Annotated in this window: 17 protein-coding genes; 10 read left to right on the top strand and 7 right to left on the bottom strand. The window is 62.8% G+C overall.

Going from position 1 to position 16,092, the window contains the following annotated elements; translation table 11 throughout:
* Window positions 1-188: 188 nt before the first annotated feature.
* Complete coding sequence (gene mnmE / locus X773_RS50110) at window positions 189-1,517, bottom strand: tRNA uridine-5-carboxymethylaminomethyl(34) synthesis GTPase MnmE (RefSeq protein ID WP_023675927.1); 1,329 nt, start codon at window positions 1,515-1,517, stop codon at window positions 189-191.
* A gap of 59 nt (window positions 1,518-1,576) precedes the next feature.
* Between mnmE and X773_RS50105 the strand changes: the two genes are divergently transcribed.
* Window positions 1,577-3,595 carry a thioredoxin domain-containing protein gene (locus X773_RS50105; protein WP_023675926.1) on the top strand — a complete coding sequence of 673 codons (2,019 nt, stop codon included), beginning with the start codon at window positions 1,577-1,579 and terminating at the stop codon, window positions 3,593-3,595.
* A gap of 176 nt (window positions 3,596-3,771) precedes the next feature.
* Here X773_RS50105 and rho read toward each other — a convergent pair whose 3' ends face one another.
* The 3 genes from rho to hemE all read right to left on the bottom strand — a co-directional run bounded on the left by rho (window position 3,772) and on the right by hemE (window position 6,780).
* Window positions 3,772-5,037 carry a transcription termination factor Rho gene (gene rho / locus X773_RS50100; protein WP_023675925.1) on the bottom strand — a complete coding sequence of 422 codons (1,266 nt, stop codon included), beginning with the start codon at window positions 5,035-5,037 and terminating at the stop codon, window positions 3,772-3,774.
* Window positions 5,038-5,203: 166 nt separating this feature from the next.
* Entirely contained in the window at window positions 5,204-5,746 is a 543-nt protein-coding gene (gene hemJ, locus X773_RS50095) for a protoporphyrinogen oxidase HemJ (protein ID WP_023675924.1), read from the bottom strand.
* 5 nt (window positions 5,747-5,751) lie between these two features.
* Entirely contained in the window at window positions 5,752-6,780 is a 1,029-nt protein-coding gene (gene hemE / locus X773_RS50090; protein ID WP_023675923.1) for a uroporphyrinogen decarboxylase, read from the bottom strand.
* A 401-nt stretch (window positions 6,781-7,181) separates the two neighbouring features.
* On the opposite strand from hemE, the gene X773_RS50085 reads away from it, so the two are divergent.
* From X773_RS50085 to dnaQ, 5 genes are all read left to right on the top strand, one after another.
* Window positions 7,182-8,000 carry a pyruvate, water dikinase regulatory protein gene (locus X773_RS50085; protein WP_023675922.1) on the top strand — a complete coding sequence of 273 codons (819 nt, stop codon included), beginning with the start codon at window positions 7,182-7,184 and terminating at the stop codon, window positions 7,998-8,000.
* Window positions 8,001-8,196: 196 nt separating this feature from the next.
* The gene (locus X773_RS50080; RefSeq protein ID WP_023675921.1) at window positions 8,197-8,796 is read left to right on the top strand and encodes a Maf-like protein; all 600 of its coding nucleotides are present in this window, start codon (window positions 8,197-8,199) and stop codon (window positions 8,794-8,796) included.
* A complete protein-coding gene (locus X773_RS50075; protein WP_023675920.1) occupies window positions 8,789-9,631 on the top strand; it encodes a shikimate dehydrogenase in 843 nt (280 codons plus the stop codon). Before X773_RS50080 ends, X773_RS50075 begins: the two co-directional genes overlap by 8 nt.
* The gene (gene coaE, locus X773_RS50070; RefSeq protein ID WP_023675919.1) at window positions 9,628-10,230 is read left to right on the top strand and encodes a dephospho-CoA kinase; all 603 of its coding nucleotides are present in this window, start codon (window positions 9,628-9,630) and stop codon (window positions 10,228-10,230) included. The genes X773_RS50075 and coaE overlap by 4 nt, the downstream gene beginning before the upstream one ends.
* 86 nt (window positions 10,231-10,316) lie before the next feature.
* Window positions 10,317-11,036 (top strand): DNA polymerase III subunit epsilon, encoded by a 720-nt coding sequence (gene dnaQ / locus X773_RS50065; protein WP_023675918.1) that lies wholly within the window; start codon window positions 10,317-10,319, stop codon window positions 11,034-11,036.
* 258 nt (window positions 11,037-11,294) lie between these two features.
* On the opposite strand, the gene secB is transcribed toward dnaQ, so the two are convergent.
* Both secB and X773_RS50055 read right to left on the bottom strand, forming a co-directional pair.
* Window positions 11,295-11,795, bottom strand: coding sequence for a protein-export chaperone SecB (gene secB / locus X773_RS50060; RefSeq protein WP_023675917.1), 501 nt, complete (start codon window positions 11,793-11,795; stop codon window positions 11,295-11,297).
* A 113-nt stretch (window positions 11,796-11,908) separates the two neighbouring features.
* Entirely contained in the window at window positions 11,909-12,400 is a 492-nt protein-coding gene (locus X773_RS50055; protein ID WP_023675916.1) for an FxsA family protein, read from the bottom strand.
* Window positions 12,401-12,599: 199 nt separating this feature from the next.
* Here X773_RS50055 and X773_RS50050 point away from each other — a divergent pair, with 199 nt between their 5' ends.
* From X773_RS50050 to X773_RS50035, 4 genes are read left to right on the top strand one after another with little or no spacing between them, the layout of a single operon-like run.
* A complete protein-coding gene (locus X773_RS50050; RefSeq protein WP_023675915.1) occupies window positions 12,600-13,307 on the top strand; it encodes a Tim44/TimA family putative adaptor protein in 708 nt (235 codons plus the stop codon).
* Between the two features lie 23 nt (window positions 13,308-13,330).
* Window positions 13,331-14,437: a murein transglycosylase A gene (locus tag X773_RS50045; RefSeq protein ID WP_023675914.1), complete on the top strand. Its 1,107-nt coding sequence runs from the start codon at window positions 13,331-13,333 to the stop codon at window positions 14,435-14,437.
* Window positions 14,434-14,970, top strand: coding sequence for a Smr/MutS family protein (locus X773_RS50040; RefSeq protein WP_023675913.1), 537 nt, complete (start codon window positions 14,434-14,436; stop codon window positions 14,968-14,970). The genes X773_RS50045 and X773_RS50040 overlap by 4 nt, the downstream gene beginning before the upstream one ends.
* A 53-nt stretch (window positions 14,971-15,023) precedes the next feature.
* Entirely contained in the window at window positions 15,024-15,392 is a 369-nt protein-coding gene (locus X773_RS50035) for a helix-turn-helix transcriptional regulator (protein ID WP_023675912.1), read from the top strand.
* 9 nt (window positions 15,393-15,401) lie between these two features.
* On the opposite strand, the gene X773_RS50030 is transcribed toward X773_RS50035, so the two are convergent.
* Window positions 15,402-16,019, bottom strand: coding sequence for a transglutaminase-like cysteine peptidase (locus tag X773_RS50030; protein WP_023675911.1), 618 nt, complete (start codon window positions 16,017-16,019; stop codon window positions 15,402-15,404).
* Window positions 16,020-16,092: the final 73 nt, after the last annotated feature.

Genomic DNA, 16,092 nt, shown 5'->3' with positions numbered 1-16,092 from the left:
TCAAATCTGCCGACACATGTGCCCGTGAGCCTGCACTGTCAAGGACACCAACTAGTCGTTTCACGTGAAACAATTCCGTCTGCGTTCATCGCTACGTGTTTCACGTGAATCATCACCGGCTTCCCGCCACTATGCGAGCACGCTAGCGACACGCCCGCATCTCGGCACTTGGCAATGTTTCACGTGAGTCATTTGCCGATACAGAACTGCGAAAAGATAACGTCGAGCATATCCTCTACATCGACCGACCCAACGATTCGTCCGAGCCGATCCGCCGCCAGGCGCAGCTCCTCGGCCTGCAGTTCCTGGCCGCGATCACAACTGGCCACTGCTGCGAGCAGGAAGCGTTTCGTCTCGTTGAGCAGCTCGACATGCCGCAGCCGCGACGGCAGGATATCGCCGGCCTTGCCGATCTGGACTGCGGCACGACGCCCGATCTCGTCCAGCAGTTCGGTCAGACCCGTGCCGTCCCGCGTCGAGATAGCGAAATCATAGTGCGCCGCGGGCGAGGGCGATTTGCCCCCCAACAGGTCAATTTTTGTTCCGACCCTCAGCGCCTGAATGTCGCTCGTCAGCACACCGATCGCGATTGGGTCTGCCAGATCCTCCAGCAGCAACAGCAGATCAGCGCTGTGCGCCTTGGTCCTGGCTTTCTCGATGCCGATCGCCTCGATCATGCCAGGCGCCTCGCGCAGGCCGGCGGTGTCGGTTACCCTTACCCGCATCCCCTCAAGGTCCAGTACCACCTCGAGCAGGTCGCGGGTCGTGCCCGGCTCGTCGGTGACGATGGCCGCTTCGCGCTGCGCCAAGGCGTTGAACAGGCTGGACTTGCCGGCATTCGGCGCGCCGAGGATTACCACTTCGAACCCATCGCGAATGATTTCGGCAGCTCGGAAGCCGGCGACGTGGCGCTCTATTTCCCCGATCATCGCCCGGACATCGGACCAGACTGTATCGGCGACCGAGCCCGGCACGTCATCCTCGTCGGCAAAGTCGATCTCGGCCTCGATCATCGCGCGGGCGTGGATCAGCCGTCGGCGCCAGCCCAGATAGAGTTCGCTCTGCACGCCTTGGGCGTTGTGAACGGCAAAGCGCCGCTGCGCCTCGGTTTCGGCGTTGATGAGATCGGCCAGCGCCTCGGTTTCGACCAGATCGAGCTTGCCGTTGAGAAAGGCGCGGCGGGTGAATTCGCCAGCCTCGGCATGCCTGACGCCGTCGAAGGAGGTGATCGTTTCCAGCATCCTCGCCACAACGGCGCGCCCGCCATGCACATGGAACTCTGCAACGTCCTCGCCGGTAAAACTGTCGGGGCCGGCAAAGAAGACGACCAGGCCGCTGTCCAGCACCGATCCGTCGGGCGCCCGGAACTTGCGATAGGTGGCAACGCGGTTTGGCACCTTCGATCCCGCAGTCGTTTCGACAGCAAATCGACTCTGCGGCCCCGAAATCCGGATCACTGCCATGCCGGCCGGCAGGCGCCCGCTCGACAGCGCCACGATGGAGTCTTTTGAAATCATTTGCCCGCTCTGCCGAAGCGCCCTAGCTATGCTTGTTCAATCCGCCATCGAGTAGCGCCGTGACATTGCCTGCACAAAACCTGCTTGCCGAAGAGGCCAGCCCCTATCTGCAGCAGCACAGCGGCAATCCAGTGCACTGGCGGCCATGGTCGCGCGCCGCTCTGGCCGAAGCAAAGGTGCTGCAGCGTCCGATCCTGCTCTCTGTCGGCTACGCCGCGTGCCATTGGTGCCACGTCATGGCGCATGAGAGCTTCGAGAACGACGACGTCGCCGCCGTCATGAACCGTCTCTTCGTCAATATCAAGGTCGACCGCGAGGAGCGCCCCGACATCGACCAGATATACATGGCGGCGCTGTCGTCGATGGGCGAGCAAGGCGGCTGGCCGCTGACCATGTTCCTGACCCCGGACGGCAAGCCGTTCTGGGGCGGCACTTACTTTCCGCGCGAAGCCCGCTACGGCCGGCCGGGCTTCGTCCAGGTGCTGGAGGCGGTTGACAAGGCTTGGCGGGAGAAGAAAGAAAGCCTCAACCAGAGTGCCGACGGCCTGACCACGCATGTCGAGACGCGGCTGGCGGGCAGCCATGGCAAGGCCGTGCTCGACCGCGGCATGCTGGCGAACCTCGCCAATGGCATTGACGGCATGATCGACCGCGATTTGGGCGGTCTGCGCGGCGCGCCGAAATTCCCCAACGCGCCGTTCATGCAGAGCCTCTGGCTGTCCTGGCTGCGCGACGGCACCGCATCCCACCGCGACACTGTTCTCCTAAGCCTCGAAAAGATGGTGGCCGGCGGCATCTATGACCATATTGGCGGCGGACTCAGCCGCTACTCGACCGACGCCGAATGGCTGGTCCCGCATTTCGAAAAAATGCTCTACGACAATGCCCAGCTCATCCGCTTGTGCAATTGGGCCTGTGCGTCAACCGGCAAGGAATTGTTCCGGCTGCGAATCGAAGAGACGATTGCCTGGCTGTTGCGCGAAATGCGAGTCGAGGGCGATGCCTTTGCCGCCAGCCTTGATGCCGATAGCGAGGGCGAGGAGGGGTTGTTCTACACCTGGAGCAGGGATGAGCTCGAAGCAGCCCTTGGCGACGATTCAGCATTGTTTTTCAAATACTTCACGCTTGCCGGTACGCATGGTTGGGAAGGCAAGCCGATCATTTGCCAGACTGATGCTCAACAGGCGCAGAGCGTCGTCGATCGTGACCTTCTCGTTCCGCTCAGGCAAAGGCTGCTGGCAGCGAGGGAACAGCGCGTGCGGCCCGGGCGTGACGGCAAGGCCCTGACCGACTGGAACGGCTTTATGATCGCAGCCCTTGCCGAGGCCGGACGGTCGCTTGGCCGATCCGACTGGATCGAAGCGGCGGCAGCGGCCTTTGCCGCAATTGCGGCTGCCGGACGTGACGGCCGCCTGCCGCATTCGATGCTCGGCGCAAAGAAGCTGTTTCCGGCTCTGTCGAGCGACTATGCCGCCATGGCCAACGCCGCCATCTCACTGTTCGAGGCGACCGGCAATCCCGACTATATCGATCGCGCCGGGAACTTCATTGAGCAACTCGATCTTTGGCACTGGGACAGCGACAAGACCGGCTACTATCTGACCGCGTCCGACAGCGCGGATGTGCCGATCCGCATCCGCGGCGATGTCGACGAAGCCATTCCTTCCGCTACCGGCCAGATCATCGAAGCCCTGGTCCGATTGTCGTCGCTTTCGGGCGATCTCGATCTCTGGGAAAAAGCCTGGACAGTCGCAGAGCACGCGGGCGGGCGGGCGGAGCACCAGGGCTATGGCCAGGCGGGTATAGTCAATGCCTGTGCCTTGTCGCTTGAACCGCTGAAGCTGGTGATCGTGGATAGACCGGAGAATCCAAGGCTTGTTCCGGTTGCGAATCGAAATCCAGACCCGCGCCGGGTGGACATCGTCGTGCCTGTTGGCTCGGCGACAAATCTGCCGGCCTTGCCAGGCGGCGTCATGCCGCCAACGGCCGAGCCCGGCGCCTGGCTCTGCACGGGGCAGGTCTGCCTGCCGGTGGTGACTAGTGCCGAGGAGCTTGAGCGGCTGTTGCACCGGCAATGAGTCCAACGCGGCTCCACCTTCTCCCCTTGTGGGAGAAGGTGGCCGAGCGAAGCTCGGTCGGATGAGGGGTGTTCCAGCTTGGCGCCGACGGAGTTCCGTCCGGCACCCCTCAACCGGCTTGGCGCTGCGCGCCAATCCACCTTCTCCCACAAGGGAGAAGGGAAGGCCCGCAACCCTTACGTATTCATCGAATCGAAGAAATCCGCGTTGGTCTTGGTCTGCTTGAGCTTGTCGATAAGGAACTCGATGGCGTCGGTCGTTCCCATCGGCGCCAGGATGCGGCGCAGCACGAAGATCTTCTGCAGGTCCTGGCGTGGGACCAGCAGGTCCTCCTTGCGGGTGCCGGATTTGAGGATGTCCATGGCCGGGTAGATGCGCTTGTCCGCCACCTTGCGGTCGAGCACGATTTCCGAATTGCCGGTGCCCTTGAACTCTTCGAAGATGACCTCGTCCATGCGGCTGCCGGTATCGATCAGCGCTGTCGCGATGATGGTCAGCGAGCCGCCTTCCTCGATATTGCGGGCAGCACCGAAGAAGCGCTTCGGCCGTTGCAGCGCATTGGCGTCGACACCGCCGGTCAGCACCTTGCCGGACGACGGCACCACGGTGTTGTAGGCGCGGCCGAGGCGGGTGATCGAGTCCAGCAGGATGACCACGTCACGGCCGTGCTCCACCAGGCGCTTGGCCTTTTCGATGACCATTTCGGCGACCTGGACGTGGCGCACCGCCGGCTCGTCGAAGGTCGAGGACACCACCTCGCCCTTCACCGAGCGCTGCATGTCGGTGACTTCCTCCGGCCGCTCGTCGATCAGAAGCACGATCAAATAGCATTCCGGATGGTTGGTGGTGATCGAATGGGCGATGTTCTGCAGCAGCACCGTCTTGCCGGTGCGCGGCTGCGCCACGATCAACGCGCGCTGGCCCTTGCCGAGCGGCGCCACCAGGTCGATGACGCGCGCCGAAATATCCTTGGAGGTCGGAACCTCCATCTCCATCTTCAGCCGCGAGGTCGGATAAAGCGGCGTCAGATTGTCGAAATGGATCTTGTGGCGGATTTTTTCCGGGTCGTCGAAATTGATCGTGTTGACCTTGAGCAGCGCGAAATAGCGCTCGCCCTCTTTCGGGCTGCGGATCGGCCCTTCGACCGTATCGCCGGTCTTCAGCGAGAACCGCCGGATCTGCGACGGTGAAATATAGATGTCGTCGGGACCTGGCAGATAGTTGGCATTGGCGGAGCGCAGGAAGCCAAAGCCGTCCTGCAGCACTTCGACGACGCCGTCGCCGATGATCTCGATATCCTGGGTCGCCAGCCTCTTCAGGATCGCGAACATCAGCTCCTGCTTGCGCATGACGCTGGCATTCTCGACTTCGAGCGATTCCGCATAAGCGATCAGCTCTGGCGGTTTCTTGTTCTTGAACTCTGTGAGTTTCATTTCTTGCATCATTAGACGGACTCTGAGTAAGCTTTGGGAAAAATATCGGCGGGATGCGACAAATGCCGGGCGCGGCCGAAGCGATAAATGGGCGGCGCATGACGGGAAGGAAGACCCGTCTTTTATCGTCGGTCGGTTGAAAGAGCAAGCCGCCTTTTGCGGGCAACCGAAGACGTCAGAACGGTTTCACGATAACCAGGACGACGATGACGATCATCAGCAATGTAGGGATCTCATTGACGATCCGCCAGTGCCTTGCCGATTTTTCATTGCGGTCTTCGGCAAATTTCCGGACGGCGCCGGCGAGATAGCCATGCACGGCCGACAGGCCAACCACCGCGGCGATCTTGGCATGCAGCCAGCCGCCTTGAAAACCAAAGCCTTTCCAGGCAAGCCACAGGCCGAATGCCCAGGTGATCACCATTGCCGGATTGATGATGCCGCGCAGCAGGCGGCGCTCCATCACCTTGAAAGTCTCCGACTGGACGGAGCCTTTTTCGGCATCGGCATGATAGACCAGCAAGCGCGGCAAATAGAGCATGCCAGCCATCCAGGAGATGACGGCAATCACATGGATCGCCTTTGCCCAGGGATAGAAATCATCGGGCCCGAACAGCAACAGCAGGCCGGCCAGCACCAGGAAAATGGCGATCGCGATTGCCGCGCGGCGCATCGCGCCCTTACCGGTGTTGGTGCCGTTCGCATTGTCCGCGCCCATCATCGTCACGATGCGCTCCGCACCAGCTTGACCATCCGCTCGACATGAGCGAGCGGCGTCTCCGGCGTGATGCCATGGCCGAGATTGAAGATCAGCGGCCCGTCGCCCAGCGCCTTCAGGATCGCCCCCACGCCGTCGTCAAGCGCCTTGCCGCCGGCTACAAGCCTCAGCGGATCGAGATTGCCCTGCACGGCGCCGTCACGCTGCAATTCCTTCGCCGTCGACAATGGCACGGTCCAGTCGAGGCCCAGCCCGGTCACGCCGGTCTTCTGGCGATAGCTTCGATAGTGATCTCCCGCGCCCTTGGGAAAGCCGATGATCGGAACATTGGGATGGGCAGCCTTCACTTGCCGGACGATCGAGGCCACCGGCTCGACGCAGAACAACTCGAAAGACGCTTCGTCGAGTACGCCTGACCACGAATCGAAGATCTGCACCACGTCGGCGCCGGCCTCGATCTGGCGGATCAGATAGGCAGCCGAATGATCGGCGAGCACCTTCAGCAGCCTAAGAAAGGCCGCCGGCTCGCGATAGGCGAACAGCCTGGCCGGCGCCTGGTCGGGCGTACCGTGGCCGGCAATCATGTAGGTCGCCACCGTCCAGGGCGCACCGCAGAAGCCGATCAGCGTCGTTTCATCAGGCAGTCTGGCGCGCAACCGCCGCACCGTCTCGTAGACCGGCTCGAGATTCACGTGAAACGTTTCGCCGTCGAGAGCCGCAATTTCCGCAGCCGTGATCGGCGTCAGCAGCGGGCCGCGTCCTTCCTCGAAGCGCACGTCGCGGCCAAGCGCATGCGGCACGACAAGAATATCGGAAAACAGGATCGATGCATCGAAGCCGAAGCGTTCGATCGGCTGCAGCGTCACTTCGACGGCGAGATCCGGGTCGTAGCAAAGATCGAGGAAGGATCCGGCCCGTCTCCTCGTCTCCCGGTATTCCGGCAGATAGCGGCCGGCCTGGCGCATCATCCAGAGCGGCGGCGGAAACGCCGCTTTGCCTCTCAACACGTCCAGCACGATCCGGTCTTGAGGCATTGAGCGCTCGCCTTTCCAGGCTTCCCTATAATTAAATATTCTATTTTTAGGAATCTTATGATTCTAAGAGTCTGTTGGTTGTGGTGGTTGTCTCCTGTCCCGCTTTGCCCTCGAAAAGACCAGCCAGCATATTGTCGCGCGCTTCTCCAACGGGATTGCAGGACTTTGTGGAAAACCGCGAATTTACGACTGAAGTCAATGCGTTGCCGCCAGGCCAGGGAAATTGCCCCTGTGGATGAAGCGAAGGCAAAAAGCTCCGTCCCCGGACTTGTCCCCAACCGCCCGGAGAAGCCGACAGCACATCGAATTGTGGACAAACCGGCATCTGATACAGTCGCTTTGCGGTGGCCGAGTTTTCCGCCCGGCTTATCCACATCGGCCCACAGCCTGGAATGTATCCTGTGAACAAACCGCAGAGCTTCTTTCATCTTCACCTGATTTCCGACGCCACCGGCGAAACGCTGCTGGCCGCCGGCCGCGCGGCTTCCGCGCAATACAAGGATGCGCGCGCCATCGAACATATCTACCCGCTCATCCGCACCGAAAAGCAGGTGACGAAGGTGTTCGAGGACATCGAGGAGGAGCCGGGCATCATCCTCTACACGGTGGTCGACCAGAAGCTTGCCCGCGGCATCGACGAACGCTGTGCGGCCATGGGCCTGCCTTGCGTCTCGGTGCTGGAGCCGGTGCTGACGGTGTTCCAGTCCTATCTCGGCACGCCTGCCGGCCGACGCGTCGGCGCCCAGCATGTGCTGAACGCCGAATATTTCCGCCGCATCGACGCGCTCAACTTCACCATGGAGCATGACGATGGTCAGCTGCCGGCCAATATGGACGATGCCGACATCGTGCTCGTCGGCATCTCCCGCACCTCGAAGACGCCGACCAGCATCTATCTCGCCAATCGCGGCATCAAGACCGCCAACATCCCGATCGTGCTCGGCGTGCCGGTGCCCGAAATCCTGGTCAATGCCAGGAGGCCGCTGATCGTCGGCCTGGTCGCCACCGCCGAACGCATATCGCAAGTCCGGCAGAACCGCATTCTCGGCACCAGCGCCTATGAGCCGACCGACTATGTCGACCGTGCCGCGATCGCCGAAGAGCTCACCTATGCCCGCCAGATATGCACGCGGCACGGCTGGCCGATGATCGACGTCAGCCGCCGTTCGATCGAGGAGACGGCGGCGGCCATCGTTGCCCTGCGCGGCAAGACGCGCTAGGGTTTGGGCGCTTGTGCTGTGGGTGGTCCTTACCTTCTCCCCTTGTGGGAGAAGGTGGCCGAGCGAAGCTTGGTCGGATGAGGGGTGTTCCAGCTTGGCATCACCTGCACTCCGTCCAGCACCCCTCAACCATCTTGGCGCTGCGCGCCAATCCACCTTCTCCCACAAGGGGAGAAGGAAAGATCAGGCGAAAAAAATGGCTGAAAAAATCATCCTTGCCTCGGGCAGCCCGTTCCGCAAGGCGCTGCTCGTCAATGCCGGCGTCACTGTCGAAGCGGTTCCGGCTTCTGTCGATGAGCGCGCGCTCGAGGCGCCGCTGCAGAATAGTGGCGTGTCGCCGGAGGACGTCGCCCTGGTGCTCGCCGAAGCCAAGGCCACCGACGTCAGCGAGCGCAAGCCCGGCGCCCTAGTGCTCGGCTGCGACCAGACGCTGTCGCTCGGCGACGAGCTGTTCCATAAGCCGGCCGACATGGAAGGAGCGCGCCGTCATCTGCTGGCGCTGTCGGACAAGACGCATCATCTCAACAGCGCCGTCGTGCTCGGCCGTGACGGCCAGGTTCTGTGGCGGCATGTCGGCATCGCCAGCCTGACCATGCGCAAGCTCGATCCGGCCTTCATCGGCCGCCATCTTGCGCGCGTCGGCGCCAAGGCGTTGTCCAGCGTCGGCGCTTACCAGATCGAAGGCGAAGGCATCCAGCTGTTCGAAAAAATCGAAGGCGACTATTTTACTATTGTCGGCCTGCCACTTTTGCCGGTGCTGGCCAAGCTGCGTGAGTTCGGGGCGATCGATGGCTGAGGCCACGAAAAAGGCGTTTGTCACGGGCCACCCGATCGCGCATTCCAGGTCTCCGAAGATCCACGGCTACTGGCTGGCGAAATACGGCATCGGCGGCGTCTACGAGGCCATCGACGTTGCACCAGAGGCGTTTGCCGAATTCCTGCAGACGCTGCAGGCACAAGGCTATCGCGGCGGCAACGTCACCATCCCGCACAAGGAAGCCGCCTTCGCTTTGGCCAAGCGGCGTGACGCCGACGCCGAACAGATCGGTGCGGTCAACACGCTGTGGTTCGAGGATGGCGAATTGTGCGGCGGCAACACCGACGCCCATGGCTTTGCCGCCAATCTGGACGAATATGCACCGGGCTGGGCGGCCAACGGCCGCGCCGTGGTGCTCGGCGCCGGTGGCGCCGCTCGCGCGGTTATTCATGCGCTGAAGCAGCGCGGCATCAGCGACATCCGCATCGTCAATCGGACGCTTGCGAGGGCGCAGGAGCTGCGCGACCGCTTCGGTGCCGGCGTCTCCGCCCATGGCATGGCGGCGACCGGCGAATTGCTCGAAGATGCCGGCCTGCTGGTCAACACGTCAGCGCTCGGCATGCATGGCAATGAAGGCCTGTCCGCCGATCCCCGCAGACTGCCGGACGGCGCCATCGTCACCGACATCGTCTACGTGCCGCTGGAGACGCCGCTGCTTGCCGCGGCCAAAGCGCGCGGCCTGAGAACCGTCGATGGGCTCGGCATGCTGCTGCACCAGGCGGTGCCCGGCTTCGAGCGCTGGTTCGGCATCAGGCCAGAAGTCACCGCCGAACTGCGGCAAATGATCATCGCCGATATCGGCGCGATAAAATGATCGTGCTCGGCCTCACCGGATCGATCGGCATGGGCAAATCGACCACGGCCAAGATGTTTGCCGAAGCCGGCGTGCCGGTCCATGATTCCGACGAGGCTGTGCATCGCCTTTATGCCGGCAAGGCCGCGCCCTTGGTCGAGGCGGCCTTTCCCGGCACCACCAGATCCGGTGCGGTCGACCGCGCGGCACTGGCGGAGCGGGTGCTCGGCGACGCCCCCGCGCTGAAACGGCTGGAAGCGATCATCCACCCGCTGGTCCGTGCCGATGCCGATGCGTTCCTGGCTGAACATCGTGCCGCCGGCGCGCCGCTTGCCGTGCTCGATATACCGCTGCTGTTCGAGACCGGCGGCCGCGATCGCGTCGACAAGGTCGTGGTCGTCACCGCGCCGCCTGAAGTCCAGCGCGCCCGCGTGCTGGCGCGGCCGGGCATGAATGAGGAGAAACTGGCGTCGATCCTGGCCAGGCAGGTTCCCGACGCCGAAAAGCGCCGGCGCGCCGACTTCGTCATCGACACCGGTCAGGGTTTTGACGCCGCTCGCGCGGCCGTCAAGGCCATCATCGCCGAACTAGTCGTGGATAAGGCAGCCAGGCCTGGTTAAGAGGCTTGCAGACTCACATTACTTGTTGCCATTTTGTTCCTGGTGTGATTCGGCTAGAATGATGCCGGAACCAGTGGACTGATTCGATGCGTGAGATCATCTTCGATACGGAAACCACCGGCCTCGACGCGCGCGAGGACCGCGTCATCGAGCTTGGCGGCGTCGAGTTGGTCAACCGCTTCCCGACCGGCCGAACCTTCCACAAATATATCAACCCGCAAGGCCGCCAGATCCATCACGAGGCGCAGGCCGTGCACGGCATCAGCGCCGCCGATCTTCAGGGCAAGCCGACTTTCATGGAGATCGCCGAGGAGTTTCTGGCCTTCATCGACGGCGCCAAGCTGGTCGCGCACAATGCCGGCTTCGACATCGGCTTCCTCAATCTCGAATTCGGCCGGCTTGGTCATCCGGCCATCGATCCGGGACGGATCGTCGACACGCTGGCGCTGGCGCGCCGCAAGCATCCGATGGGCCCCAATTCGCTCGACGCGCTCTGCCGCCGCTACGGCATCGACAACGGCCGCCGCACCAAGCACGGCGCGCTGCTCGATTCGGAATTGCTGGCCGAGGTCTATATCGAGCTCATCGGCGGCAAGCAGGCAAGCCTCATCCTCGACAGCATCCTGACTCCGGCGGGCGGCAGGCAGAATGTCGACGACATCGATATTTCGATCGGCGTGCGGCCGATCGCCTTGCCCGCGCGCCTGACCGACGCCGAGCGCACAGCACACGCAGGCATGGTTGGCACATTGGGCGAAAAGGCGCTGTGGCTGCGGGTCGTCCCGGAAGCGAGTTCCGCGGCATAGTGATTTTGACCGGAGTGATCCTTCGCGCCCCCCTCTGTCCTGCCGGACATCTCCCCCTCAAGGGGGGAGATTGGCAGACCCAGCGCCTCGCTCATTCCTGCGGCGATGAAGGATTGGCGAAGGCTGACGTGAAGTCCGATCTCCCCACTTGAGGGGGAGATGGCCGGCAGGCCAGAGGGGGGTACTTGTCCCGCCGGCGTCTCAAACAAAAAACCCGGCGCAAGGCCGGGTTTTCCACACTCAAGCGAGACAACCGCTTTAGCTCACCTTGACCTTGGCGGCAGCCTGGTCCTCGGCCAACTTCTGCTGGAACATCTGCGCGAAATCGATCGGGTCTAGCATCAGCGGCGGGAAGCCGCCATTGCGTGTTGCCTCGGCGATGATCTGCCGGGCGAACGGGAACAGCAGCCGCGGGCATTCGATGAACAGGATCGGCAGCATGTGCTCCTGCGGGAAGCCGCTGATGGAGAAGACGCCGCCATAGACCAGTTCGACATTGAACAGCACTTCCTGGTCGAACGACGCTTTGGCGTTCAGCGTCAAATTGACGTCGAACTGCTTGTCGGAAAGCGGATTGGCGTTGACGTTGACATTGATGGCGATGCCCGGAGCCTTGTCGCGGCCGCGCAGCGAGTTCGGTGCGCCCGGGCTTTCGAAGGACAGGTCCTTCACATATTGCGCAAGCACGTTGAGCGAAGGCTGCGCCGCATTTCCATTACCGTTGGCTGCGCCGGTCGGCGCGTCGTCGTTGCTGGCCATAAGCTGTGGTCCTTTTGCCTGGGCAGCGTTGCTGACCGGATTGAAATTCGGGCGTTCGCTATCATGGCCGGCCCGACAAGACAAGTTTGCAAAAGACGCCGGTTGCCTTGCAGCTACTCGTCCTTGAGGCGGCGCCAGGGAGAACCCGGTCCGCGCGTATGGTCGTCGGCCCGCGAATAGTCGCCGTCGTCGAGATCGATGGTCTTGCCGCGTTGCCTTGCCCGCAAACCACTGCTGAAATCGGTTGCCAGCACGATGCGGCCTTTCAGCATCCGCCAGGCAAGATCGCGCACCGGCGGCAGGAACAGCAGAAGGCCGAAAATATCCGAGATGAAGCCGGGGATGATCAAAAGGATCGCTGCCAGCACGATCATGGCGCCATGCGCAAGCTGGCCGCTCGGATCACGCCCGGCATCCATTTCGGCACGGACCCTGGCCATGACGCCAAAACCCTGGTGTCGAAGGAGCAAGGCGCCGGCGACACTCGAGGCCAGCACCAAGCCGACTGTCGCCAGCGCGCCGACCTGGCGGCCGACAATAACGAAACCGGCTATCTCCAGCAGCGGAAGCGCCAGAATGAACAGGGGAAGCAGCGAGATACGCAAATCTTGACCGATCGTTTTCGATGTTTTGCCGGCCGGCGAGCAATCGCCGCTGGCACCAGAGCTGTTAGATAGGTATGGCTGCCTTTGATTTGAATGATTGCGCCATGCGTTCTATATGCTTTGGATACTGAACGCTATGTGATCGCGGCCCTTGCTTGGCCGCTGGTCCGGCCAAAGCAGGGATTGATCGGCGCAAGATATGGGCTTCTTCGACTTCGGCACGATTTTCTTTCTGATTGCGGCGGTGGTGATCTTCTTCCAGCTGCGCAACGTGCTTGGCCGACGCACGGGCAACGAGCGCCCACCCTTCGATCCATATACGGCAGCGCGCAAAAACGACAAGGATGCCGCCCAGAAACCCGAGAACGTGGTTTCGCTGCCGCGCAAGCGGCTGGCGGGAGAGCCGGCGGCCGACACCTATGCGGCGATCGACGCCTTTGCCAAGCCCGACACCGATCTCAACCGGGGCCTGCGGGCGATCAAGGACAATGATCCGACCTTCGACCCGAAGACCTTCGTCGACGGCGCCAAGATGGCCTACGAGATGATCGTCATGGCCTACGCCGATGGCGACCGTAAAACGCTGAAGAACCTTTTGTCGCGCGAGGTCTATGACGGCTTCGTCGCGGCCATCGGCGACCGTGAGGCGAAAGCCGAAAAGATCCAGTCCTCCTTCGTCGGCATCGACAAGGCCGACATCGTTTCGGCCGAGATGAAGGGCAGCGAGGCGCACATCACGCTGCGCATCGTCAGCGAACTGATTTCGGCGACCCGCGACAAGGCCGGCGCCGTCATCGACGGCGATCCCGAAACCGTCGCCGAGGTCAAGGATGTCTGGACCTTCGCTCGTGACGCGCGCTCGCGCGATCCGAACTGGAAGCTCGTCGCCACCGAAGAAGAAGACTGAACTGGACGGCGGCGGAGGCTGTCGTGTCGCTTTCTCGAGCCTTCAGCGAAAAATCCTTTGGCGAATTGCCGGGCTGGGGCGAGGACGACCATCTCCCTGCCTTTGAGGCCTTTCGCCGCTCGGCCTTTCATGTCCTGACCAAACCCTACCGCTCCGGCGCGCTCGGCGTCGATTACAATGGCTTTGCCGATGCCTATGCCGAAGCGCGCACCGTTTCGCCGGCGAATCGGTTGCAGGCCCGAAGCTTTTTCGAGCGCCATTTCGTGCCGGCCCGTATCGATGCCGAAGATGGTGCTCCCGGCCTGGTCACCGGCTTTTATGAGCCGGAGGTCGAAGCCTCGCCGGTACGCACGCAACGGTTTTCGGTGCCGTTGCTGTCGCGCCCGGCCGATCTTGTCGACGTCGACGACGGCAATCGTCCTTCAGGCTTGGATCCTTATCTCGCCTTTGCTCGTGCGACGCCGAACGGCCCGGTCGAATATTTCGACCGCGGCGAGATCGAGTGCGGCGTGCTTGCCGGAAAAAGGCTGGAAATTGCCTGGCTCGCCGACAAGGTCGACGCCTTCTTCATTCACGTGCAGGGCGCGGCGCGGCTCAAGATGACCGACGGCAGGCTTCGCCGCATCACCTATGCCGCCAAATCCGGCCAGCGCTTTACCGGACCGGGCCAGATCCTGAGCGAGGAAGGCGAGATCCCGCTGGAGAAAGTGACGATGCAGTCGATCCGTGCCTGGTTCAAGGCGCATCCGGAACGCGTCGACGAGATCCTTTGGCGCAACCGCTCCTACATCTTCTTCCGCGAGATGGGCGTCGACGACCCAGAGCTCGGCCCGATCGCTGCCGCCAAGGTGGCGCTGACACCCGGCCGCTCGATCGCCGTCGACCGGCTGCTGCACACGTTCGGCACGCCCTTCCATATCGATGCGCCGTCGCTGACCGCTTTCGACGGAAAACCGTTCCGGCGGCTGATGATCGCGCAGGACACCGGCTCGGCGATCACCGGGCCGGCCCGCGGCGATCTGTTTGCCGGGTCGGGCGATGCGGCCGGCGAGATCGCCGGCGTTATCCGCAACGCCGCCGATTTTTATGCGCTGATCCCCCGGGCGCTGGTTTCAGGAGCAGGCCGATGACCCGGCGCATCGACAGGCTGAGCGAGGACGACCGGGTGCTGTGGAACCTGGTGGCGCGCACGGCAAAGCCGCTGAAGGGCAAAACCGCCGTCGAAATTCCAGACGTCGGGCCGGAGATCGACGAGACCAGGCAGGCGCCGCCGCCGGCACAGGTCGCGGGCAATGCTGCCACGGCCGCAAAGCCGAAGGCGCAGCATGTCTCCCACGCACTCGACGAACCGACGCTGGACAAGCTGTCGAAGGGCCGGCTGCCGATCGAGGGCCGCGTCGACCTGCATGGCCTGACCCAGGACGAAGCCTATTCGCTGCTGTTTTCCTTCCTGTGCCGGGCGCATGCCGGCGGCATCCGCTACGTCCTTGTGATCACCGGCAAGGGTTCCTCGTCGGGCGGTGATGGCGTCTTGCGGCGCGCCGTACCGTCATGGCTGTCGACACCCGCCTTCCGGCCCCTCGTCTCCAGCCACGACCATGCCGCCCGCAAACATGGCGGCTCGGGTGCGCTCTATATCCGCTTGCGGCGGGCGCGCTCATGAGGACACGCCCATGAGGGACGCACCTATGAGGATGCACCCATGAAGGTGCGCTTGTGACCCCGTTCGGCGAAAAGCTTCGCGTGCTGCGAAACGAGCGCGGCGTCAGCCAGAAGGACATGGCCAAGGCGATCGGCGTCAGCGCAGCCTATCTCTCGGCGCTGGAACACGGCCGCCGCGGTGCGCCGAGCTGGACGCTGATCCAGAAGATCATCGGCTATTTCAACATCATTTGGGATGACGCCGAGGAACTGGCGCGGCTGGCCGAAACCTCGCATCCGCGCGTCAAGCTCGACACGTCGGGCCTTAGCCCGGCGGCGACCGAGCTTGCCAATCTCCTGGCCGACAACATTGAAAAGCTCGACGAAGCCGAGCTTCGCCGCATCATTGCGTCGATCCGCGCCGCGCTGGCACGGCCGAAATGAGCTGCCTTGTTACTGGACCGAGCCGACCAGAACCTGCTGGCCGCCGCGGATCGAGACCCAGCGGCCGGTATTGTCAATCGCCTGCCGCTTGAGGAAACGATAGCCGGTCTGGTCCCAGGAACGGACCTGGTCGGTCAGATTGTCAAGGATGTAGTCGCCCTTGTCGGTGCGCACCGTCAGCACGGCGTGGCCTTCGCCATCCGGCTTGCGCACGACGGTCATAAGCAGATCGGAAAACGAGACGCCCAGCCGGTTCAGCTCACGGCGCTTTTCCAGGACATAGTCCTCGCAATCGCCGACGCCCTTGTCGGGATAGGCCCAGACCTCGTCCTTGCCGTAGATGTCGAAGTCGCTCTCCGGCTTGACGGCGGCGTTAACCCTTGCCGTGACGCTGAGCAGCTTGCGCCACAGCGAGCCGGTCAGGCTGGCGGGCGACAGATCCTTCGGGCGGATCGTGCATTCGGACGCGTAGCTCTTGCAGAAATCATAATGGCCGATCGGCTGCGAGGTCGGGCCACCTGTTATCATCGGGCTGGCTGCCGAGGCCGAACCGGCCCAACCTGCCGCCACAGTAAGTCCGGCCAGCGCGCACAGGCGCAGCGTTCTCGCCATTGGTGAGGAAATCATTGTCCCCGCTTGTCCCTTGTTATTAACGAAACGTTAAGGGGTATTTACAGTCCGTGTCAATTATGAGGATGGA

The sequence above is a fragment of the Mesorhizobium sp. LSJC280B00 genome (genome assembly GCF_000502835.1).
Taxonomy (GTDB): Bacteria; Pseudomonadota; Alphaproteobacteria; order Rhizobiales; family Rhizobiaceae; genus Mesorhizobium.
The sequence above is the reverse complement of the archived record's forward strand: the minus strand, read 5'-3'. Positions and strand labels throughout refer to the sequence as shown.